Source organism: Sporomusaceae bacterium (genome assembly GCA_031460455.1).
Lineage (GTDB): Bacteria > Bacillota > Negativicutes > Sporomusales > UBA7701 > Anaeroselena.
In genome coordinates this window covers 1-20,891 of sequence record JAVKTQ010000008.1, presented here as the reverse complement: position 1 = coordinate 20,891, position 20,891 = coordinate 1, and the positions used below count along the sequence as shown (strand labels likewise).

Here is a 20,891-nt window from a genome sequence, read left to right as displayed (position 1 = left end):
GGTATCTCCGGGAGCGCACGGTAGGTGCGCCCGATTTTCTTTCAGCCGGTCTATCTGTTATCTTTCGCCTCACGCGTCGCTTCAAGGGCGGCTATGACGGCCGCCGCCTCGATATTCCGCCGCCCGAGGTCGGCGAAGAATGCTTCAAGCACAACGGGGTCGAACATGGTAGCCTTTCCTGCGTGCATTATCCTCACCGCTTCCGGTATGCTCATCGCCGGCCGGTAGATGCGGTCGGCGGTGATGGCCTCGTATACGTCGGCGACGCACAGTATTCGCGCTACGAGCGGGATTTCGTCGCCCTTTATCCCCCTCGGATAGCCGGTGCCGTCAAAGCGCTCGTGATGAGCCAATATGTAGTCGGCTATTTTGGCCAGCGGCCTGACGACCACCAGAGTATTATAACCGGTCTCCGGATGCTGGCGAATGACCGCGTATTCCTCCGCCGTCAGCCGTCCCGGCTTGTTGAGGATGGCCTCGCCCACACCGATTTTGCCGATATCGTGGAGAAGGGCGGCAATGGAGATTTCCTCGATTACATCGGACGGGAGCTTCAGCTGATGCCCGATGCGCAGGGCAATGTCCCGCACGGCGACCGAATGCCGCCCCGTGGCGTTGTCGCGGCGGTCGATCAGGCTGGCGAGAGCCCCCACCGTCTGGACGAAAACATCGCGGTTCTCCCGTTCCAGCGTCACTTTGCGGGTGGCGTCGAAAACAATCTCGAGGACCTGCCTTATTTCGCCGTCATCGCCAATCAGCGGGATAGCCGTCTGCTCGATGAATATCTCCTGCCCAGCGGCCGTTTTTTCCTGCTTGATGTTCTGCTGCACCTGGCCCGTCGCCAGGGCGCGCTCCACCGGGCAGCCGTCGCAGACGCGGCCCGGGCCGAACAAGGTGTAGCATTTGCGGCCCATCACCTCATCGGCGGTAAAACCGGTCAATTCCTCCACTTGCTTGTTCATCCGCTTGATCGTGAACGCCGGGTCGAGGGCCACTACCGAGCACGGCAGCTGTTCGAGGATATGTTTGAGCGCGGCGTCGCTCTCCCTGGCCCGCGCCACGGCGTCCTCCCGCTGCCGCCGGTACTCGCGCCGCTCGCGCACCGCCCGCCAGGCGGCCAGGCACAGCCCGCCGAGGGCGATAAGGTTGATGACTGTCACCGGGAAACTGCCATCATGGATACGCAACTCATGAACGACATTGGATACAACCGCGACCATGGCCAGAATGCCTGTCAGCAAGTACACGGGTGACTATATCCTCCCTTAAGGGGCCGAATGCTATTCTGTTCGGCCCGCCGGCGCCTTTTTCCTCCACAGCGCCGGACACATCCTGACATTTCCCGCCGCCGGGCGATTAGAAAACTTGGCTTCGCCAAGCCTCTCGGCGGCCGAAAGAGTATCCGTCCATGGCTCTTTCGGCACTAGCCCCTTCCGTGGGGCGTCGCAGGCGAAGCCATAGTTGCGCTTTCCCGGCTGACGCCGGATAGAACGACTAAGGCTTCCGTCGCGGAAGCCAAGTCTTTTCTATGTCTATCAGAAAGTTTATACTTTCTGATAGACCAAAAAGACAAGGCCGCAAACCTTTGGGGTTTGCGGCCTGCGGCAGTCGGTCCTTAGTTTACAGCGCTTTCGGTTTGGCGAATATCATGCGGCCGGCGGCCGTCTGCAGCACAGACGTCACCAGCACGCCGATCGTCTCGCCGATATGGCGCTTGCCGCCGTCGACGACGATCATCGTGCCGTCGTCGAGATAAGCCACGCCCTGGCCGAACTCCTTGCCGTCCTTGACGACATGCACGACCATCTCCTCGCCGGGCAGCACCACCGGTTTGACCGCGTTGGCCAGCTCGTTGATGTTGAGCACCGGCACGCCCTGCAGTTCGGCGACCTTATTCAAATTGTAGTCGTTGGTCACGATCTTGGCCTTGAGCACCTGGCCGAGTTTCACCAGCTTGGAATCAACCTCGGCGATATCGTCGAAATCGCGGCTGTCGATCTGGACGTACATGCCGAGCTCCTTCTGGATGCGGTTGAGGATGTCCAGCCCGCGGCGGCCGCGGTTGCGCTTCAGCAGGTCGGAAGAATCGGCGATATGCTGCAGCTCCTCGAGAACGAACTGGGGGATGAGCAGCGTGCCTTCGATGAAGCCGCTCTTGCAGATGTCGGCGATCCGCCCGTCGATGATGACGCTGGTGTCCAGAATCTTATACTGGGCGATATTCGACGCCTTATCTTTCGCCTTGTCCTTGGCCAGCCATGGGACCATGGCAAACAGGCCAAAAAGTTCCTCCCGCTTGCGGATGGCGACGTTTATGCCGATATAACCGAGGACAATGCTGATGATACCGGGAACATACTTGCCCACGATGGGAATCGGCAAAAACGCGGAACCTAACAAATTAGAAATTATAAGTCCGACGGCTAAACCCAGGGAACCGGCAATCACATCATATACGGGCATTTTGTTGAGCCTGGCTTCCACCCAGTAGGTAAACTGCCACAAGCGTTTGATGATGACGGGCGAGAGCAGGTACCCGATCAAGCCGCCCGCCACCGCGCCGAATGCGAAGGACAGGATGGTCGCCATCGTGATGCCGAAGAAACCGTAGCGCAGAAACTCGGGGTTGACGAACGTGGCCAGGATGGGGATTATTCGGTCGGCCAAAACTAGTCCGGCGACAGCTGCAAGAACCGTGATCACGAATCTTAGTGCCTTATCAAGCAATATTTCACCTCCTATCGGTCACTATTAAATTATATAGGACATTACGCCTCACGACAAGCTGAAAAATACATAAATTGGAAATCAGCACTAGTTTATCCCGTGCTCACAAAAAAATACGTCAGTTGCCTGGCGTATTTTCGGTAAATAAGCCGTCGATCCAGGCTTCCACGCTACAGAGGTCCTTATTGCAGGCTAACACAAGTTCGCTGACCAGTATCTGCTTGGCTGTATCCAGAAGCCGCCGTTCGCCGGTGGATAATTTCTTGATTCTGTCCTGCAGCATGAGATTGCGGACCACCTCGGCCACCTCGAAGATGTTGCCGCTTTTGATCTTCGACAGGTTGGCGTTGAACCGCCGGTTCCAGTTGGCGTTGGTCTGGGCCGGGGCGGTGCGGAGAACATCGAGAACCCTGGGAATCTCCGGCTCGCCGATCACGCCGCGCAAGCCGACGCTGTCGGCGTTCTTCAGCGGGATCATCACCCGCATGCCGCCGTAAGGCATGGTCAGGATATAGTAGAACTGCCGCTGGCCGAGCACCTCGTGCTCTTCGACTGCTTCGATCACCCCGGCTCCATGCATGGGGTAGACTACCTTGTCGCCAATCATCAACATCGCGGCACCTCCCTAGCGTATGCGTATAGTATAGCACAAGGGTCACACCTCTGTCAAAATCAATTATTTTATCACAGGCCTCCGTTTCTTGTCAATGAATGATTTTTAAGAATTTTAGCCGCCGCCAAACTGCGGCGCAGGCGCGAAAACAGCGCCATCTTTCTGCGCCGGATAAGGTGGCAGCCATTGACAACGGCGGAACGGTATTTATATAATAAGCCTAAAGTGAGGTGTTGGCCGAGTGGATGACAAGTGCTGCGTCGACTTCCAGGCGGCGGTGGATGAGTATCTGATCCGCCATCGCAGCGTCCTCGATGTTCTCACCAAGTATCAGGAGGCTACAGCCAGGGTCAACCGCGCGTTGGCCAAAGCCGTGACCGAGTGCGGCTGCGTGGAAATCAAGGCCGGCCGCCAGTCCGCCCCGGCCGAAGTTCAGTACAGCGACCTGAAGAACTTCGTCTCCTCCCACGTCTCCGGCGAACCGTGCGAGCATTGCAAGGAAGTCCTCACAAAAGAGCTGGGGCGCAGCCTCTTCTACACCGCAGCCCTGTGCAACATCTCCGGCCTCAGCCTCCACGACGTCCTCCGCCGCGAGCACCGGAACATAGCAACCCTGGGGATATTCCACCTCTCCTAAAACTTGCCGCATAAGGCCGCCGGGCACAGCCCCCGGCGGCCTTTCCATTGTGGTCGTTGACAGGCCTCGCCCACATAAATAGGCAAATGCCAGGTTATCCTAATCCCACGACTCCCTATTTGCGAGGTGCCGTAATGGGCCGCGTTGCGTTAATCCTGGCATTCTGTCTCTGCCTCGCTCCGCCGCTGGCGTCGGCGGCCGCCGACGACGGCCACGAGCTGCTTGACGGCTATATGACCGTGGTCGACGAGCGCGGTGCCGTCCTCCTGGAAACAGGGCTGGCGGTCCGCGCCGGCGATATGTATATCAGCGAAGACAACCGCCTGTACGAGATAAGCGCCGTCGAAGGGACGCTGGCCAGAGCGCGCTTCCTGCGCGACGAAACCCTGGCGGCTGAAGCAAGCGTTCCCGCCCAGGCCCCGGCTGTGCCGCCGGGCGCTCCTGTCCCCCCTGACCCGGCCATTCCCGCCCCGGCCGCCGACAGCCTCCAGGCGCCGGCTCAGACGCCGCCCGAACAGCTCATCGCCGTCTACTACACCCACAACGACGAATCCTACATTCCCACCGACGGCACGGCGACCATCAAGGGCAACGGCGGCATCTTCAGCGTGGGCGGCGCGTTCGCCCAGCGCCTCATCGAACTCGGCTACGCGGTCGAAAACGACCAGACGCGCCACGACCCCCACGACGCCAACGCCTACCAACGCTCGCGCCGCACCTTCAAACGCCTGCTAGAGCAGGGGCCGGCCGCCTCGTTCGACATCCACCGCGACAGCGCGCCGGCGAGCGCCTACCAGATCACCGTCAACGGCCAGCCGGCGACCAAAATGCTGCTGGTCGTGGGCCGCCAGAACCAAAACCGCCAGACAACCATGAACTACGCCAAAAAGATCAAAGCCGCGGTCGACTCAAAGCATGAGGGCCTGGTACGAGGCATTTTCATCGCCCACGGCAACTACAACCAGGACCTCAGCCCGCGGACGATGCTGGTGGAAATGGGCACCCAGTATAACTCCCGGGAGGCGGCCGAACGCACCGCCGCCCTGTTCGCCGATGTCGTCCCCCTTTTTCTTGCGCCGTCGCCGGAAAACCCAGCGGCGGCCGCTCCGCCCGGCGGGGAAGGCACGGGCGCGGACGAAGGCGGCTTCGGCCGCGACATCATGAACATCGTCGCCGTCCTTGTCGCCGGGATTGCCGGTTTCCTCTTCATCAGCACCGGCAGCTGGCGGGAAGCCAAACGTAAACTGGCCCGCTTCCGCCGCTTTGAATTCACCAATTTCCTCGGCAAAAAGCGCAAGGATTAGACAAGGGGTGAACTGCCGTGGTTGCCAAAAGGCGCCTATTCATCCTCGTCGCCGCCTTGCTGGTCGGCGGCGTCGCCGCCTACCTGCTACTCAACCTGTTGCCCGTCAACCTGCTGCCTATCCAGCAAAAACCCGAGCAAGCGCCGCAGAAGGTCTACGACCACTATGTCATCCTCGAAGACGGGACAGACCGCATGCTCATGTACGTGCCCCTGGTGGTCAGCGTCGGCGACGAACTGATAACAGATGAAAACAAGCGCTACGAGGTCGTGAGGATAGAAGAAAACCGGGCTTACGCCCGGTTCGTCGAAAACGTCGGTATACCCAAAGACGGCCAAGAAGAAAAGAAAGAGAAGAAAAAGCAATAATATAATACCCGGTCAGATCACGAGTGACGGTCGAGCAGCGCCTGTTCCCTAAGGCGTTTGAGGCCGTCCCTTATTGTTTTGGCGCGGACCTCGCCGATGCCGTCGACCTCGTCCAACTCCTCGATGGTGGCGGTAAAAACCCGTTTGAGGGTTTTGAAATGGCTGACAAGATTCTCGACCACCGGCATCGGCAGGCGGGGAATGCGGTTCAGCAGCCTGAAGCCCCGCGGCACCACCGGCACGTCGATCGCGTTGGGGGTTACGCCGTAGCCGAGAATGCGGCAGACGTTGTAAGGGTCGAGGTTATCCTCGGGCAGGGCGGCCAGTTGGTCGCGCACCGCTTCGTGGGTCCTGGCGTCCGCAGTCACGCAGTAATCGCGGATAAGCAGCAGGACATCGTCCTCCTCGGGCGTGAGTTCGCCCAGCTGCATGCTGATGAGGCGGCCCTCGCTGCCCAGTTCGATGATGTTGCGCTCGATCTCGGTGGCGATGCGGCTGACGTGTTCCGCCCGGATGATAACCGCCGCCACGTCGCTGAGGGTGACGAGATCCTCGAATTCGAGGGCGCTCAGCGTCAGCAGCCCATCCGTCAGTACCGATTTGTACTTCTCCAGCGTCTGCAGAGCCTGGTTGGCGCGGCTGAGAATGACGGTGATATCCTTGAGAGTGTAACGGAGGTTGCCGAGATACACGGTGATAATGTTGCGCCGCTGAGAGATGGCGATAACCAGCGCCCCCGTCTGCCGGGCCACCCGCTCGGCGGTGCGGTGGCGGGTACCGGTTTCGGTGGTGGGCACCGTCGCATCGGGCACGAGCTGAGCGTTGCCGTACACGATCCGCCGCGCGTCGGTGGAAAGCACGAGCGCGCCGTCCATCTTCGCCAGCTCGTAGAAGCCCGCCGGCGAATATTCGCAATTGATGGCGAACCCGCCGTCCACCACCGCCATGACCCTGGGGCCGTCGCTCACGACCACCAGCGCTCCCATCTTGGCGCGGAGAACGTTCTCCAGCCCCTCGCGAAGCATGGTGCCGGGGGCGAGGTACTTGAGCGTTTTAACGAATCTTGCATCCCATAGTTGTTCTTCCCGGTCCTTTGTCATGTCATAACCGCCTCCATCGCCTCCATGACATTGCTTGCCCCGATTATCTCCAGCCCGGCCGGGCGGGCCTTGAGGCCCGCGAGGTTGCCCGCCGGGACGACGACCCGCTCGAAGCCCAGCGCGGCCGCTTCCCTGACCCTCAGGTCCACGCGGGAAATCATCCTCACCTCGCCGGTCAGGCCGACTTCGCCCATGACCGCCGTCGCCGGGTCGATGACAAGGTTGCGGAAACTGGCCACCAGCGCCAGGCATACCGCCAGATCGGCGGCCGGCTCGTCGGTGCGGATGCCGCCGACGGCGTTCACATATGCGTCCTGGTTGCCCATGGCCAGGCCGACGCGTTTCTCCAGCACCGCCAGCAGCAGGATCAGGCGGTTATAATCGAACCCCGCCGCCATGCGCCGCGGCATGCCGAAGCAAGTGGTGCTCACCAGAGCCTGGATCTCGATCAGCAGCGGGCGCGCCCCTTCGAGGCAGGCCAGCACGACCGAGCCGGGGACGCCCTGCGGGCGTTCGGCCAGCAGCAGCGCTGAAGGGTTCTCCACCTGGGTCAGGCCGTCCTCCTCCATGCTGAACAGACCGCTCTCCGTCGTCGCCCCGAACCTGTTCTTCATCGCCCGCAGCACCCGGAAAGAATAGCTTCTCTCCCCCTCGAAATAGAGGACGACGTCCACCATATGCTCAAGGAGCCGCGGCCCGGCGATATTGCCGTCCTTGGTGACATGGCCGATGATGACCACCGGGATGCCGCTCTCCTTGGCGAAGCGCAGCAGGCGGCCGGTCGCTTCCCGCACCTGGCCGACGCTCCCCGGCGCCGACGGCAGGTCGGGGCTGAACATCGTCTGGATCGAATCCACCACCACCATCGCCGGGGCGATCCCCTCGGCCTGGGCGATGATTTCGTCGAGATTAGTTTCTGTCATAACGAGCAGATTATCACTCATTTTGCCGAGGCGTTCGGCCCTAAGGCGCGTCTGCGCGGCCGACTCCTCGCCGGAGACGTACAGCACGCGGCCGCTGGCGTCGCCGATGCCGCCGGCCACCTGCAGCAGCAACGTCGACTTGCCGATGCCGGGGTCGCCGCCCAGCAGGACGAGCGAACCGGGCACAATGCCGCCCCCCAGCACACGGTCGAATTCCCCCACCCCCGTCTTGATGCGGGGCAGGCCGGCGGTGTCCACAGCGGTGATCGGCAGCGGCCTGGCCGCAGGCAGGGAGCGGGCGGCAGCCTTAGACGCCGGCTGCTTGGCCACAACCTCCTCGACCATGCTGTTCCACGCGCCGCAGCCGGGACAGCGGCCCAGCCATCTGGGCGAATCGTGGCCGCACTCCTGGCACGCGAAGCGGATTTTCGTCTTGGACACCGATAGTGGCCCCTTTCACGGGAAAAAGGTACTCAGATTGCTCTGAGTACCTTTTTCGTTATATTTCGCGCATTTCCTTCCTAATCAGCTTTTTTTGCTGAAAGTAAGCTGGCCTTTATCGTCGGCGTCGACCACGACGGTGTCGCCGGCGGCCGCCTCGCGCTTCAGCAGCATCTCGGCGATGGCGTCCTCGACCAGCTTCTGGATGGCCCGGCGCAGCGGGCGCGCCCCGTAAGCATAGTCCTTGCCTTCGGTCAGCAGGCGCGTCTTGGCCTTGTCGCCGACCTCCAGGCCGAGGCCGTTGTCCTGCAGCCGCTTGGTCACGCTCCGCAGCATGATGTCCACAACCTCTTTGAGTTGGTCGTCGTTCAGGCTGGTGAAGACGATTATCTCGTCGACCCGGTTGAGAAACTCCGGCCGGAAGGTGCGGCGCACCTCCTCCATGACCCGGTTCTTGGCCGCCTCGGTGTCTTCGGCGTCGGCGCCGGCCAGGAAGCCGACGGTGCCGCTGTCCTTCTTAAGGTGCTTGGCCCCGGCGTTCGAGGTCATGATGATGACGGTGTTCTTGAAGTCGACCACGCGGCCGTGGCTGTCGGTCAGCCGCCCGTCCTCGAGGATCTGCAGCAGGATGTTGAAGACATCGTAGTGGGCCTTCTCGATCTCGTCGAAGAGGATGACCGAGAAGGGCTTGCGGCGGACGGCGTCGGTCAGCTGGCCACCCTCGTCGTAGCCGACATATCCGGGAGGCGCGCCGACCAGGCGGGACACGGTGTGCTTCTCCATGTATTCCGACATATCCATGCGGATCATGGCGTTCTCGTCGCCGAACAGCGCCTCGGCCAGCGCCCTGGCCAGCTCGGTCTTGCCGACGCCGGTGGGCCCGAGGAAGATGAAGGAACCGATGGGCCGCTTGGGGTCCTTGAGCCCGGAGCGGGCGCGCCGTACGGCGCGGGCCACCGCTTCGACGGCCTCATTCTGGCCTACCACGCGCTGGTGGAGGACTTCCTCCAGCTTCAGCAGGCGCTCGCTTTCCTCCTCGGCCAGTTTCTTGACCGGGATGCCCGTCCAGCTTGCCACCACCTGGGCAATATCCTCGCCGGTCACGGTGATGCGCTCGCCGCCGGTCTGCTTCCATTCCTTCTGCTTAGTTTCCAGTTCTTCCTGGATATTCTTCTCGTCGTCGCGGAGGCTGGCCGCCCGCTCGTACTCCTGGGCGGCGATGGCCGCCTCCTTTTCGGTGCGCGTCTTGGCCAGCCGCTGCTCGATCTCCTTGACGTCGGCCGGCGGCACGAACGCCTTCAGTCTCACCCGCGAAGACGCCTCGTCCATGAGGTCGATGGCCTTGTCGGGCAGGAAGCGGTCGGAGATATAGCGGTGGGAAAGCTTGACAGCCGCCTCGATGGCTTCGTCGGTGATCTGGGCGCGGTGGAAAGCCTCGTACTTGTCGCGCAGGCCCTTGAGGATGGCGACCGCCTCCTCCTCGCTGGGCTCGCCCACCTGGATGGGCTGGAAGCGGCGCTCCAGCGCGGCGTCCTTCTCGATATGCTTCTTATACTCGTTAAGAGTGGTGGCGCCGATGGCCTGCAGTTCGCCGCGGGCCAGGGCGGGTTTGAGGATGTTGGCGGCGTCGATGGCGCCTTCGGCGGCCCCGGCGCCGATAAGGGTGTGCAGCTCGTCGATGAACAGCACGACATTGCCGGCGCGACGGATCTCGTCCATAACCTTCTTGAGACGCTCCTCGAACTCGCCGCGGTACTTGGTGCCGGCGACCATCGAGCCCATGTTGAGCGAAATTACCCGCTTATCGCGCAGCGTCTCCGGCACCTTGCCGTCGATGATCCGCTGGGCGAGCCCCTCGGCGATGGCCGTTTTGCCCACGCCGGGTTCGCCGATGAGCACCGGGTTGTTCTTGGTGCGGCGGCTCAGTATCTGGATGACCCGCTCGATCTCGTTCTCGCGGCCGATGACCGGGTCGATCTTGCCCTCGGTGGCCAGTTTGTTGATATCGCGGCCGAACTCCTCCAGGGTGGGCGTGCTCGACTGCTGCTGCTTGCCGGCGGCCTTGGGCGCCGGGCCGTGCTGGTGGGGATTAGGCGCGGGTCCCTGAGTTGCGTATCCGCCCAAAAGTTCGATCACCCGCTGGCGCAGCTGGTCGACGGCAATACCCATGCCGGTAAGCACCTGGGCGGCCACCCCTTCGCCCTCGCGGACGAGGCCGAGGAGGATATGTTCGGTGCCGATGTAATTGTGGCCGAGGTTCTGCGCTTCTTCCACCGACAGCTCAATGACCTTCTTGGCCCGCGGTGTATAAGCGATCTCCCCGTTGTTCTCTTCGCCGCGGCCGATGGTGCTCTCCACCTGGGCACGGACGTCGTCAAGGTTGATGTTCAGCGTTCCGAGGGCTTTGGCGGCGACGCCCTCGCCTTCGGCGAGCAGCCCCAGCAGCAGGTGTTCGGTGCCGATATAGTTGTGCCCCAGGCGGCCGGCCTCCTGCTGCGCGAGAGTCAGCACTTTGCGGGCGCGGTCGGTGAATTTGTTAAGCATTGGGTTTCCCCTCCTTCAATTTCTCTCTAATCAACTGGGCCCGCAGGCGGTCGCGCTCGCCGGGATCGATTTCCTCCCGGCCGGCGATTTTCTGCAGGAAATTCGGGCGGGTGGTGACGAGCAGTTCGTTGAACACCGCCGCATCCACGCCGGTAATTAGTTTTAGGTCGATACCCAGGCGCACCTCGCTGAGCAGGCTCATGGCCTCCTGGCCGGAGATGCTGCGGGCGTAGCTGAGGACGCCGTACGCCCGCCATACCCTGTCGTCAAGCGCGTCCGGCGATTTGCCCGCCAGCGCCTGCCGGGCCGCGCGCTCCTGCTCGACGACCTGCCTGGCGATACCCTGTAGGTTGTCGATGATCTCCTGCTCGCTGTGGCCGAGGGTGATCTGGTTGGATATCTGGAAGATGTTGCCGATGGCCTCGGTGCCTTCGCCGTAGAGGCCCCGCACCGCCAGGCCGAGCTGGGTGGCGGCGGCGACAATCCGGTTGATCTGGCCGGTGAGAACCAGCGCCGGCAGGTGCACCATCACCGATGCCCTCATGCCGGTGCCCGCGTTGGTGGGGCAGGCGGTCAGGTAGCCGGCCCGTTCGCTGAACGCGAAGGTGTGCTTGGCCTCCAGCAGGTCGTCGACGCGGTTGGCGAGAGCGAACGCCTCCTGGAGGCTCAGCCCCGGCACCAGGCACTGGATGCGCAGGTGGTCCTCCTCGTTGACCATGATGCTCACCGCGGCGTCGTCGCGCACGACAAGAGCGCGGTGGCCGCGGTCGTCGGCGTGGTGCGGGCTGATGATGTGCTTCTCCACCAGCACGTTGCGCTCCAACTGCGGCAGTTTGTCCATTTCCACATACATATATACGTGTTTGTCGGCGGCGCCGAGGTCGCCCACCGATTTGCGGATCTCGTCGGCGACGGCGGCCAGCGCCTTGCCGTCAGCCCGCCCCGGGAAAGGCACGCCTTCGAGATTGCGGGCCAGGCGGATGCGGCTGGAGAGGACGATGTCCCCGTCCGGTCCGCCGCCCTTCATCCACGGGGTCAGCGGCTTATCGAGCAGATTCTCTATCGACATCGGTCTCACCCCTTCTCCGCGTTAATTTGCCCTTCGAGGGCCTTGATCTCGTCACGCACCTTGGCGGCCTGCTCGTATTCCTCGCGGCCCACGTGACGGTCGAGCTCGCTTCTGAGCTGACGCAGCCGCTGCCTGAGCGCCAGCTTGCCGCCGCCCCGCCGCGGCACCTTGCCAGTGTGGGCGCTTGTGCCGTGGATGCGGCGCAACAGCGGTTCGAGCCGGTCGCCGTATGCCGTATAGCACTCGCCGCAGCCGATTTTGCCGCTGCGGCCGAAATCTCCGTAGGTCAGGCCGCAGTTGGGGCAGGCAGTCTCGCTCCTGTGCTGGGGCGGGCCGGCGAGGCTGGCGCCCATCATCCCCTTGAGGAAATCCTGGAAGGCAAAATTGGCGTCGGTCGAAAAAGACAACTCGCCCGCCTTCTCGGCGCAGGTATCGCACAGATGCTTTTCGGTCTTCTGATTATTGTTGATTTTGGTGATATGCACACTGGCTTGTTTTTCCTTGCAATCGTCGCACAGCATTACCGTTACCTCCCGTTTACTCGAAATCCGTCAGCCGCCTTAAGAGCGACCTCAGAATGCGGGCCTTCTCGGCCGCGCCGAGCTGGCCGCCGGCCGTCTGGAAAAAGTGATGCATGATGCCCGCCTCGCGGTCGCTCAGCATGCCGTACATCCTCAGCCGCTCAATGGTCTGCTCGATCTCGTCGGCCTGCGCCTCCTCACTAAGCTGGCGGGCGGCGTCCTCGTAGACAATCTGCCGCACGGGGATGCGGACGATGCGGACGAACCCGCCCGAACCGCGCCGCGACTCGACGATGAAGCCCCGCTCGACCGTGAACCGCGTGCTGAGTACATAGCTGATCTGCGACGGGGCGCAGTTCAGCTCATCGGCCATCTCGTTGCGCCTGAGAACGGCGACATGTTTCTCCTCGTCCGCCAGGCGGCTCAGGATGAAGTTCTCGATAATATCGGCCAAATTACCCATGTTACCAACTCCCGGTTTCTGACTATCTGATCTTTTGACATTTTGACCTTTGACTTTATTGTATCTGACTTTTTGACTTTTTGCAAGAGGGAATATGAAAAAAATAACAACCCCCGCCACTAGTCAGGCAGGGGTTTAAAAAGCACTAAGGGGATGGTCAGCGATTGTCTAGAAAGCTCCAGATGCAAGGCGCACCGGAAGAGCGCGCCGCGACGCGTACTTGGTTGCGTACGCTAGCAAGCGCTCTGAGGAGCAACGCCGCAGATGGACTTTCTAGGCAATCGCTAAAGTACTTCCAGCACCAAAAACTTGAGATAATTCGTCTCCGGCGCGGCCGGCAGTATCGGGTGATCCTTCGCCTGCGTCCGGTATTCGACCTGGCGCACCGTCCGCCGGGCGTCGCGGGCAGCGTCGAGGACGATGGCGGCGAAGAAATCGCGGTCCATGTGATAAGAGCACGAGCAGGTGACGAGGAAGCCGCCCGGCTTCACCAGCTTGAGGCCGCGCAGGTTGATCTCCTTGTAGCCGCGGGCCGCCCCCTCCAGGCCGCCGCGGTTTTTGGTGAAAGCCGGCGGGTCGAGGATGACGACGTCGTACTGCCTGCGTTCGTCGGACTGGCTGCGCAGCACATCGAAGGCGTTGGCCACCTGAAAGTCGCAGCGGTCGGCCACGCCGCTCAAGGCGGCGTTTTTGGCCGCCAGCTCGACGGCCGGCGCGGAGATATCGACGGCGTTGACGTGCTCGGCCCCGTAGCGGAGGGCGTGGACGGTGAACGAGCCGGTGTGGCAGAAGCAGTCGAGGACGCGGGCGCCGGCGACGAAGTCCTTCAGCAGGGTGAGATTCTCCCGCTGGTCGTAGAAAAAGCCGGTCTTCTGGCCGTTTTCGATATCGGCGTAAAAGGGGATGCCGTTCTCGCGCACTTCGATGAGGGTGGGGAACTCGCCCCGCAGGAAGCCCTTGCGCTGCTCCAGCCCCTCCAGCTCGCGCACCGGCACGTCGTTGCGCTCGTACACGCCGGCGGGGCTGAACATCTCCTCGAGGATGCCGACGATCATATCCTTATATATATCGATGCCGAGGGCGAGCGTCTGGATGACGAGGTAAGGCCCGAACTTGTCGACGATCAGGGCGGGCAGGAAGTCGGCCTCGCCGAAGACCAGCCGGCAGTACTCCGGCTCGGCGACAAACCGCTGCCGCCATTGCCAGGCGGCGGCGAGCCGTCGCTTGAGGAACTCGCGGTCGATCGGTTCCTGCTCGCGGCTTAAGATGCGGACGATGATCTGCGAGCGGGGGTTTATGTAGCCGCGGCCGATGAAACGGCGGCGGAAGTTGTACACGTCGACGATGTCGCCGGGGGCGAAGTCGCCCTCCACGGCGTCAAGCTCGGTCTGGTATACCCAGGGGTGGCCCGCCTCCACGCGGTGCTGCGCCCCCTTGCGCAGGATTATCTTGGCTGTCGCGTCCATATTCAGTTCCTCTCTCTCCGCTTTTTCCACCAATGATAGACGAGGTAGGCCGCTGTGAGGCCCATGAGCGTGCCGTTGACGAGTTTGAATTCGCGGGCGAAATAGGACGGCTCCCAGTAGGAAACCGGGCTGTGCGCCGCCAGCAGCGACAGCGGGTACAGGAAAAGGTTGGCGTGGGCGGCGTGGGTGAGGCCGTCAAGGAGTATGTGCGTGCCCCAGCCGACGACGAACGCCTGCCCGCTGCTGAAGGGCGGCAGCAGCGACAGGACAAAGGCCGCGCCCCAGAAGACCGCCGAATGGCCGGCGAGATCGACATGCAGCGCCCAGGGGTACTGCGGCAGATAGGTCATAAATGTCGTCGGCGAAAGGCGGAATAGCTCGCGCCAGCCGAAATCGCCCCGCGCCAGCAGGACGGCCATGAGAAAGATATATACGTAGTCCGGCAGCATCGACCCGGCGACAAACTGCCATACCTTGGGATGGCGCCGGGAAAGGAAATACAGCCAGAAGCCATGATGAAAAGTGAACATCCGCACCTCGCCGCCTGTTTACCCTTATTGTGGCACGAGGTGCGGAAGCGTATGCTACTTAACGAGACCGGGCGCCCCGGCCAGCACGCGGCCGGCTTCGGCGACGATCGCCGCGATTATATCCTTGACCGGCTCAATCTTCTTGAGCGGCAGCAGGCTCTGCCCCGCCTGCACCATGCCGTTCTCGATATCCCCGTCCACCGCCGCCAGGCGGTTGGTGCCGGCGGCCAGGCGGTTGAGCTCCTCGACCGGGGTGCCGCTGCGCTCCAGGGCGAGAAACTTCTCGGTGAATTTGTTCTTGAGGCCGCGCACCCCGTGGCCGATGGTCGCGCCGGTCACGACGGTGTCGGTGTCGACCGCCGCCAGCAGCTTCTCCTTGAACTTCGCGTGCACCGGGCACTCCTCGGCGACCATGAACCGTGTGCCGATCTGGACGCCGGCCGCGCCCATCACGAGCGCCGCCGCCAGGCCCCGTCCGTCGGCGAAGCCGCCGGCCGCGACCACGGGGATCGATACCAGCGGGATCACCTGCGTCATCAGCGCCATCGTCGTCAGCACGCCGATATGGCCGCCAGCCTCCATGCCCTCGATGACGATGGCGTCGGCGCCGCTGGCCTCGACGCGCTGGGCCAGTTTGGCGTTGGGCACGATGGGGATCTTCTTGATCCCCGCCTTGTCGAAGACCGGGAAATACGGCACCGAATTGCCGGCGCCGATGGTCACGAACGCCACCTTCTCCTCGCAGATAACCTCGATAACCTCATCCTTGGTCGGCGACAGCAGCGTGACATTCACGCCGAACGGCTTGGAAGTCAGCGACTTGGCCAGGCGGATCTGCTCCCGCACCCACGCCCCGCTTTGCCCGCCGGTGGCGATGATCCCCGCCCCCCCGGCAGCGGACACCGCGGCGGCCATGCGCGCTTCGGAAACCCAGGCCATGGCTCCCTGTAAAACGGGGTATTCGATACCCAGCAATGACGTCAATTTTGTCTGCATATTCATTCTCCTTTTAAGCGATTGACGCTACGTTCTATGCCAAGATTTTACTATGGCGGGCGCCTTCCTTGCAAGATAGTATGCCACCTCTCCCGGCCGAAAGTGCGCGGCGGAAATTTTTTTTGGAGATTTTATAAATTACTCTTTACATTCATGTCCAAGAGACTTATAATGAAAAACTGTATAAAGCATATAATAATGGGAGGAAGACAGCAATTCCTTGTGGAGAATGCCGCTTTTCATCAAAAATTTCCGGGTTTTCGGCTGTTTTTGCGGAAAAGTTGCTGTTTAGGGGTCGGTAATACCTGGCAAAGGGGCGATAATTATGATGAAAGTGATTGGCAAACATATCACGGTCGACATGTATGGCTGCAGCTTCGAGCGCCTCGACGACCTGGAATTCGTCAAGACGGCCATGCATACCGCGGTACGCGAAGCCAACATGACTCTCCTGGACTTCTCTTACTACAAGTTCGAACCGCAAGGTTTGACCGCCCTGGCGCTTTTAGCCGAAAGCCACATGAGTATCCACACATACCCCGAGCTGGGATATGCGGCGGTAGACGTCTTCACCTGCGGCGACCACAGCCGTCCCGATAAGGCCGTCTCCATCCTCAAAAATTTCCTCAAGCCGGAGAAAACGAAGATCACCAACATCAAGCGCGGCGACTTCGGCTCGGAAAGCGATATGAAACCCAAAGTCAAAGTGAGCATGACCCCCCTGCGCCGCGTCCGTACCACCGGCGCCAGGGTGCTCAGCTTCCTGTCCCGCGCGAAATAGCGACGAACAGCCCGGCGCCAGCCGGGCTGTTATTTTTTGTCCCTGCGCTCCCCGGTATAAAAACGGCCGCAACGGCTAAAATACGATTGGCAGATATGGTAAAATGTACTTGACAAATTGGTCGGAATAAAGAATAATGTTCATTAGATGATAATTATTATTGTTTGGAGGGATTATGATGAGCACCGACAAAAACCTCGCCGCCGCGTTCGCCGGCGAATCCCAGGCCAACCGCAAATACCTCGCGTTCGCCAGACAGGCCGACCAGGAAGGCTTCCCCCAGATCGCCAAACTCTTCCGGGCCACCGCCGAAGCCGAAACCATCCACGCCCACGCCCACCTCAAAGCCATGGGCGGCGTCAAGTCGACCGCCGAGAACCTCAAAGCCGCCTTCTCGGGCGAAACGTACGAATTCGAAGAAATGTACCCGCCGTTCATCAAGACAGCCGAGGCCGACAACAACGCCGCCGCTGTCCGCACCTTCAAGCTGGCCAACGAGGCGGAGAAAATCCACGCCGAGCTCTACAAGAAGGCGCTTGCCAACCTCGCCAGCAAGGAAGTTTACGACGTCTTCCTTTGCCCCGTCTGCGGCCATGTCGCCGAGGGCTCCGTGCCCGACGCCTGCCCCATCTGCGGCGCCAAGGCCGCGGCCTACAAGAAAATCGACTGACCTGATCTCCGAGCCCCCTGCGAAGCCGCGGTTATGCCGCGGCTTTTTTGTTTTACATTTATTCCCAAAACATATTATAATATAGACACTGTAAATTTTTTACATTTTAGCGAAGGGGGTTAATATCATGTCCAGACTGATTGCCAGGCGGCTGATATGGCTTTTGTGCGGGGCGTTCCTGCTCGCGCTGTGGCTGCCGCAGGCCGCGCTGGCGGCCGAGCCCGGCGGCCTCCGCTACACCGTCAGCGTGGTCAAATTCGAGAACCGGGCCGGCTGGCGAGGCCAGTGGGATGTCGGCGACGCCTGGGGGATGGTGCTCACCGACCTACTAAACCAGAGCGGCCGCTTCATCGTCCTCGGCGAAAAAGACATGCGCACGGAAACCCTTGATGAGCAAGACCTCGCCAAATCAGGACGCACCGCCCAGGGAGCCAAGACGCCGGTCGCCGGCCACCTGACCCCGGCCCAGCTGCTCGTCAAGGGAGCCATCACCCATGTCCAGGAAACCGGCCACAGCGGCGGCGGCATCTCCGTCGGCGGCGTGACGGTCGGCGGCGGCGGCGGCAAAGCGGAAATAAACGCCACCATGTATATCGTCGACGCCACCACCGGCATGGTGCTCGCCTCCACCAGCGTCGTCGGCAAGTCGACCAGCAGCCGCACCTCCATCCATTATCACGGCCCCGGTTGGTCGGGCGGCTACAGCAACTTCCAGAAAAGCAACATCGGCAAAGCGGTCGAGGACGCCGTCGCCCACGGCGTCCAGTGGATGATCGCCCAGTTGCCCAAGGTCCCCTGGCGGGGCGAGGTGGTCATGGTCCGGGACGGCAGCGTCTACGTCAACCGCGGCGCGCGCGAAGGCGTCGCCGTTGGCCAGGAGTTCCTCGTCGGCGCCGCCAATGTCATCCGCGATCCCAGCACCGGCGAAGTGCTCGACGAGAGCGTCGACGAGATCGCCCGCCTACAGGTGACGACCGTCAAGGAAAAGCTGTCGGTCTGCGAAGTCATCGGCGGCGATGCGGGGGCGATCGGCAAAGGCATGATGATCCAAAGACCATAAGCCGGTTGCCTAGAAAGCCCCATCTGCGGCGTTGCTCCTCAAAGCGCTTGCTTGCGTACGCCACAAAGTACGCGGCGCAGCGCGCTTGCACCCTTTCGGGTATAAGCGATCACATCAACGCTAAAGCGTTGTGTGTCTGCTTATCCGGTGTGTCTTTCATCTGGAGCTTTCTAGGCAACCTTAGGCTTTATGACAGTTCAAAGGGAGGCTGCTATTGCAGCCTCCCTTCCCTTTTACTCCTCCGCGGCCTTCTCCGCCGCCGGCTTTTTCTTCTTCAATCCCTCCAGCACCTCCGGCACCAGCTCGATCAACCTGTCCAGCGGCGCGGCGTTCTTCAGCTTCATCACCTGCACCTGGCCCTCGCGCACCACGATGACCGCGGAAGCGGAGATCTTCGCCCCGGCAGCCCCGCCGCCGCCCTCGCCGTGTGCGCCCTTGTCCGGGCACGATCCGCCGCCCGAACCGGCCCCGAAAGCGATGTCGACCACCGGGATCAGCGTAACCTCGCCGACCGTGATCGGGTCGCCGAACACCGTCTTGGCCTGCAGCATCTTCTCGAGATGGTCGAACAACACCTGCATCGAATCGGTTATGCCTGTACCTGCCATTTTCTTCTGCCTCCCGTCAATTTTTCGCTTATCCGTCGCCAATAAAACTTGCCTAAAAACCTTGCCACCGGCAGCACCACCGCGACCGGCCGCAGCGTCAGCACCGCCGCCGCCCGCCCTGACCAGCCGGCATCCGCGAAATCCGCCGCCGCTTCTAGCCCGGCCAATCTTCCCGTGCCGCGGGCGGCGCAGTACAGCGCGTGCAGCCAGGCGGTCACGGCCGGGTCGGCGAACCCGTAGCGGATATTGCCCTGCACCGCCAAATCCACAGCCGCCCAAATGTCGGCCAGCGCCCTAAACAAAGCCCGCCGCTCGCCGCCGCCAAGGCCGCCCCACTTCCGGGCCAGCGCCCGGCCGCGCTCCGCCGGCGAAGCTCCGGGCTCCCGCCGAATATCCGCGGACGGCGTCAGAGCGCGGCGCAAACCGCCGCACGCCCAATAACCGCCGTCGCCGTCGCGGCCCACCCGCACAAGGCCGCCCAGCGCCGCCGCCTCCGCGAACCAGCGCAGCCGGCCTTCGCCGTCCAGCCCGGCCCGCAGCCGCAGCGGCGCAAACAGCACCGCCGCTATCGCCGCGACGACCGCGACCAGCACCCACACCATGGCAACACCTCCCAGCAACCCTGGTTAATACTTCCTGTTCTGCGGCAGCAGCCTGATTATCCAGCCAGGCGTCACCGCCCGCACCAGCCGGTCCAGCTCCGCCTGCCTGCGATGATAGAGCCAGCCCGCATAAACCACCGCCAGCCCCACCAGTGTAAGCGCGAACGGGAAAAACAGCGAATCGCGGAACACCGTCCACGCGAGATGCCCGATATAGCCGAAAGTGCCAATCCCGCCCAGCACCAGGAAAACTTTCCGCTCCAGCAGCACCCCGCAGAACATCATGGCCACGTTGATGGCGCAATATATCGCCCTGTTCAGCTCCGACTTGCTGTTCAGCATCGACAGGCCGCCCCAAAAAGCCATCGCCCCGAAGATATACAGCCACTTGGCGTAATCCACCTCCCGGCGGCGGTCGATAACGAAAGCTGCGGCGGTCATGGCCATCCCGAAACCCATCGACACATACTTGTGATAGGTCCAGTAACGGTCCGGCCCGAACAGGATCGGCGTCAAGTCCATCGACATATACCAGAGCGTGAACGCCACCGGCGCCATCGCGAACGGTATCCTGGCGAACCTCATGCCGATGAGGCCGGCGGCCAGTGTCGCCACCTCCATCGTAACCCAGCCGCTCTTAACCCACATATGAAAATCCCGGTAAACGCCGGGGTAGCCTTTCGGCCATAGCCCCAGCCACTTCTGCAGCCCGTACACGCCCAGCGGCGTCATACAGACCGCCATAACGATCAGCAGCCCGCTCAGCACCGCCGACTTATCCCGGAAATGGCGGGCGGCGATAATAAACGCAGCCGCGTAGGCGGCGGCGATCGAGAAAAGCCCCGCCCCGCCGAATATCTCCCAGGCCGAATTCATAAACCAGCCCATCGCGCCGATCACGATCAGCGCCCCCAGATAATAAAGGAACTGGCTCAAAGTCGAACTCTCCTCCGACCGCTCCGCGCCCTCGCCTTTCGCCAGCGCCATCTGCCAGAGCGCATCCGCCTGCTCCTGGGTCAATATTCCTCTATCAACGGCTTCCGCCATATCCTCGCGCCCGATTGTAGTTTTCATCTCTTCACCTCATAAAGAAACTTTCGACGCCCGTCGGGTCAGCTCCTACAAACAGACAAAACCCGCTCGTATAAACGAGCGGGTTTTTCTAACCGGCGCCTACCTATCCTCCCAGGCCGTTTCCAGCCAAGTACTTTCGGCGTATGTGGGCTTAACTGCCGTGTTCGGTATGGGAACGGGTGGATCCCCACAGCTATCGGCACCAGATTTTAAGAGGTAAGCATCTCTTGCGGAGTATGCTCCCTCAAAACAGCACGGAAGAAAGTGTTGCACATTTCATTGGATCAGGCTTGGCAATATAAGTCAAGCCCTCGGCCTATTAGTACCAGTCAGCTGAAGTGATTACTCACCTTACACTCCTGGCCTATCAACCTCGTGTTCTACAAGGGGCCTT

21 protein-coding genes and 2 rRNA genes are annotated in these 20,891 nt (G+C 61.8%); 6 read left to right on the top strand and 17 right to left on the bottom strand.

The window, feature by feature from the left end:
• Nucleotides 1-50: 50 nt before the first annotated feature.
• The 3 genes from RIN56_12520 to RIN56_12510 form a co-directional block, all read right to left on the bottom strand.
• On the bottom strand, nucleotides 51-1,247 hold the full coding sequence (locus RIN56_12520; GenBank protein ID MDR7867634.1) for an HD domain-containing phosphohydrolase: 1,197 nt from the start codon (nucleotides 1,245-1,247) through the stop codon (nucleotides 51-53).
• Between the two features lie 373 nt (nucleotides 1,248-1,620).
• Nucleotides 1,621-2,727: a PIN/TRAM domain-containing protein gene (locus RIN56_12515; protein MDR7867633.1), complete on the bottom strand. Its 1,107-nt coding sequence runs from the start codon at nucleotides 2,725-2,727 to the stop codon at nucleotides 1,621-1,623.
• A 118-nt stretch (nucleotides 2,728-2,845) separates the two neighbouring features.
• Nucleotides 2,846-3,340: a CarD family transcriptional regulator gene (locus tag RIN56_12510; GenBank protein MDR7867632.1), complete on the bottom strand. Its 495-nt coding sequence runs from the start codon at nucleotides 3,338-3,340 to the stop codon at nucleotides 2,846-2,848.
• Between the two features lie 241 nt (nucleotides 3,341-3,581).
• Here RIN56_12510 and RIN56_12505 point away from each other — a divergent pair, with 241 nt between their 5' ends.
• The 3 genes from RIN56_12505 to RIN56_12495 all read left to right on the top strand — a co-directional run bounded on the left by RIN56_12505 (nucleotide 3,582) and on the right by RIN56_12495 (nucleotide 5,649).
• Nucleotides 3,582-3,977, top strand: a complete 396-nt coding sequence (locus RIN56_12505; GenBank protein MDR7867631.1) for a DUF1573 domain-containing protein — start codon at nucleotides 3,582-3,584, stop codon at nucleotides 3,975-3,977.
• Nucleotides 3,978-4,111: 134 nt separating this feature from the next.
• A complete protein-coding gene (gene spoIIP / locus RIN56_12500) occupies nucleotides 4,112-5,281 on the top strand; it encodes a stage II sporulation protein P (protein MDR7867630.1) in 1,170 nt (389 codons plus the stop codon).
• 17 nt (nucleotides 5,282-5,298) lie between these two features.
• Nucleotides 5,299-5,649 carry a stage II sporulation protein P gene (locus RIN56_12495; GenBank protein ID MDR7867629.1) on the top strand — a complete coding sequence of 117 codons (351 nt, stop codon included), beginning with the start codon at nucleotides 5,299-5,301 and terminating at the stop codon, nucleotides 5,647-5,649.
• 17 nt (nucleotides 5,650-5,666) lie between these two features.
• Here the strand turns inward: RIN56_12495 and disA are convergent, their stop codons facing one another.
• From disA to RIN56_12450, 9 genes are all read right to left on the bottom strand, one after another.
• On the bottom strand, nucleotides 5,667-6,749 hold the full coding sequence (gene disA, locus RIN56_12490) for a DNA integrity scanning diadenylate cyclase DisA (protein MDR7867628.1): 1,083 nt from the start codon (nucleotides 6,747-6,749) through the stop codon (nucleotides 5,667-5,669).
• Complete coding sequence (gene radA / locus RIN56_12485) at nucleotides 6,746-8,113, bottom strand: DNA repair protein RadA (protein ID MDR7867627.1); 1,368 nt, start codon at nucleotides 8,111-8,113, stop codon at nucleotides 6,746-6,748. Before radA ends, disA begins: the two co-directional genes overlap by 4 nt.
• Before the next feature lie 84 nt (nucleotides 8,114-8,197).
• Nucleotides 8,198-10,657, bottom strand: a complete 2,460-nt coding sequence (locus RIN56_12480) for an ATP-dependent Clp protease ATP-binding subunit (GenBank protein MDR7867626.1) — start codon at nucleotides 10,655-10,657, stop codon at nucleotides 8,198-8,200.
• Nucleotides 10,650-11,726: a protein arginine kinase gene (locus tag RIN56_12475; GenBank protein MDR7867625.1), complete on the bottom strand. Its 1,077-nt coding sequence runs from the start codon at nucleotides 11,724-11,726 to the stop codon at nucleotides 10,650-10,652. Before RIN56_12475 ends, RIN56_12480 begins: the two co-directional genes overlap by 8 nt.
• Nucleotides 11,727-11,731: 5 nt before the next feature.
• Nucleotides 11,732-12,247, bottom strand: a complete 516-nt coding sequence (locus RIN56_12470; protein ID MDR7867624.1) for a UvrB/UvrC motif-containing protein — start codon at nucleotides 12,245-12,247, stop codon at nucleotides 11,732-11,734.
• 16 nt (nucleotides 12,248-12,263) lie between these two features.
• Nucleotides 12,264-12,710, bottom strand: a complete 447-nt coding sequence (locus tag RIN56_12465; protein MDR7867623.1) for a CtsR family transcriptional regulator — start codon at nucleotides 12,708-12,710, stop codon at nucleotides 12,264-12,266.
• A gap of 284 nt (nucleotides 12,711-12,994) precedes the next feature.
• Complete coding sequence (locus tag RIN56_12460; protein ID MDR7867622.1) at nucleotides 12,995-14,176, bottom strand: class I SAM-dependent rRNA methyltransferase; 1,182 nt, start codon at nucleotides 14,174-14,176, stop codon at nucleotides 12,995-12,997.
• Between the two features lie 2 nt (nucleotides 14,177-14,178).
• The gene (locus RIN56_12455; protein ID MDR7867621.1) at nucleotides 14,179-14,706 is read right to left on the bottom strand and encodes a hypothetical protein; all 528 of its coding nucleotides are present in this window, start codon (nucleotides 14,704-14,706) and stop codon (nucleotides 14,179-14,181) included.
• A gap of 54 nt (nucleotides 14,707-14,760) precedes the next feature.
• Nucleotides 14,761-15,708 (bottom strand): nitronate monooxygenase, encoded by a 948-nt coding sequence (locus RIN56_12450; protein ID MDR7867620.1) that lies wholly within the window; start codon nucleotides 15,706-15,708, stop codon nucleotides 14,761-14,763.
• Between the two features lie 319 nt (nucleotides 15,709-16,027).
• On the opposite strand from RIN56_12450, the gene speD reads away from it, so the two are divergent.
• The 3 genes from speD (at nucleotide 16,028) to RIN56_12435 (ending at nucleotide 18,213) form a co-directional block, all read left to right on the top strand.
• The gene (gene speD, locus RIN56_12445) at nucleotides 16,028-16,483 is read left to right on the top strand and encodes an adenosylmethionine decarboxylase (GenBank protein MDR7867619.1); all 456 of its coding nucleotides are present in this window, start codon (nucleotides 16,028-16,030) and stop codon (nucleotides 16,481-16,483) included.
• Nucleotides 16,484-16,661: 178 nt separating this feature from the next.
• Nucleotides 16,662-17,153 carry a rubrerythrin family protein gene (locus RIN56_12440; protein ID MDR7867618.1) on the top strand — a complete coding sequence of 164 codons (492 nt, stop codon included), beginning with the start codon at nucleotides 16,662-16,664 and terminating at the stop codon, nucleotides 17,151-17,153.
• Nucleotides 17,154-17,280: 127 nt separating this feature from the next.
• Entirely contained in the window at nucleotides 17,281-18,213 is a 933-nt protein-coding gene (locus RIN56_12435) for a CsgG/HfaB family protein (protein ID MDR7867617.1), read from the top strand.
• Nucleotides 18,214-18,446: 233 nt separating this feature from the next.
• On the opposite strand, the gene RIN56_12430 is transcribed toward RIN56_12435, so the two are convergent.
• From RIN56_12430 to RIN56_12410, 5 genes are all read right to left on the bottom strand, one after another.
• On the bottom strand, nucleotides 18,447-18,821 hold the full coding sequence (locus RIN56_12430) for a spore germination protein GerW family protein (protein ID MDR7867616.1): 375 nt from the start codon (nucleotides 18,819-18,821) through the stop codon (nucleotides 18,447-18,449).
• A complete protein-coding gene (locus RIN56_12425; protein MDR7867615.1) occupies nucleotides 18,803-19,423 on the bottom strand; it encodes a hypothetical protein in 621 nt (206 codons plus the stop codon). The genes RIN56_12430 and RIN56_12425 overlap by 19 nt, the downstream gene beginning before the upstream one ends.
• Before the next feature lie 24 nt (nucleotides 19,424-19,447).
• The gene (locus RIN56_12420; protein ID MDR7867614.1) at nucleotides 19,448-20,497 is read right to left on the bottom strand and encodes a DUF2157 domain-containing protein; all 1,050 of its coding nucleotides are present in this window, start codon (nucleotides 20,495-20,497) and stop codon (nucleotides 19,448-19,450) included.
• Between the two features lie 90 nt (nucleotides 20,498-20,587).
• Nucleotides 20,588-20,704, bottom strand: a 5S ribosomal RNA gene (gene rrf / locus RIN56_12415).
• A 92-nt stretch (nucleotides 20,705-20,796) separates the two neighbouring features.
• A 23S ribosomal RNA gene (locus RIN56_12410) occupies nucleotides 20,797-20,891 on the bottom strand; the annotation flags it as partial.

What these genes read in the sequence shown, in the direction of transcription:
- spoIIP (MDR7867630.1), top strand. Translation starts at nt 4,112, where the DNA reads ATGGGCCGCGTTGCGTTAATCCTGGCATTCTGTCTCTGCCTCGCTCCG.
- RIN56_12420 (MDR7867614.1), bottom strand. Translation starts at nt 20,497, where the DNA reads ATGAAAACTACAATCGGGCGCGAGGATATGGCGGAAGCCGTTGATAGA.
- RIN56_12480 (MDR7867626.1), bottom strand. Translation starts at nt 10,657, where the DNA reads ATGCTTAACAAATTCACCGACCGCGCCCGCAAAGTGCTGACTCTCGCG.
- speD (MDR7867619.1), top strand. Translation starts at nt 16,028, where the DNA reads ATGATGAAAGTGATTGGCAAACATATCACGGTCGACATGTATGGCTGC.
- RIN56_12475 (MDR7867625.1), bottom strand. Translation starts at nt 11,726, where the DNA reads ATGTCGATAGAGAATCTGCTCGATAAGCCGCTGACCCCGTGGATGAAG.
- RIN56_12510 (MDR7867632.1), bottom strand. Translation starts at nt 3,340, where the DNA reads ATGTTGATGATTGGCGACAAGGTAGTCTACCCCATGCATGGAGCCGGG.
- RIN56_12470 (MDR7867624.1), bottom strand. Translation starts at nt 12,247, where the DNA reads ATGCTGTGCGACGATTGCAAGGAAAAACAAGCCAGTGTGCATATCACC.
- disA (MDR7867628.1), bottom strand. Translation starts at nt 6,749, where the DNA reads ATGACAAAGGACCGGGAAGAACAACTATGGGATGCAAGATTCGTTAAA.
- RIN56_12435 (MDR7867617.1), top strand. Translation starts at nt 17,281, where the DNA reads ATGTCCAGACTGATTGCCAGGCGGCTGATATGGCTTTTGTGCGGGGCG.
- RIN56_12450 (MDR7867620.1), bottom strand. Translation starts at nt 15,708, where the DNA reads ATGAATATGCAGACAAAATTGACGTCATTGCTGGGTATCGAATACCCC.
- RIN56_12430 (MDR7867616.1), bottom strand. Translation starts at nt 18,821, where the DNA reads ATGGCAGGTACAGGCATAACCGATTCGATGCAGGTGTTGTTCGACCAT.
- RIN56_12440 (MDR7867618.1), top strand. Translation starts at nt 16,662, where the DNA reads ATGAGCACCGACAAAAACCTCGCCGCCGCGTTCGCCGGCGAATCCCAG.
- RIN56_12465 (MDR7867623.1), bottom strand. Translation starts at nt 12,710, where the DNA reads ATGGGTAATTTGGCCGATATTATCGAGAACTTCATCCTGAGCCGCCTG.
- RIN56_12455 (MDR7867621.1), bottom strand. Translation starts at nt 14,706, where the DNA reads ATGTTCACTTTTCATCATGGCTTCTGGCTGTATTTCCTTTCCCGGCGC.
- RIN56_12425 (MDR7867615.1), bottom strand. Translation starts at nt 19,423, where the DNA reads ATGGTGTGGGTGCTGGTCGCGGTCGTCGCGGCGATAGCGGCGGTGCTG.
- RIN56_12460 (MDR7867622.1), bottom strand. Translation starts at nt 14,176, where the DNA reads ATGGACGCGACAGCCAAGATAATCCTGCGCAAGGGGGCGCAGCACCGC.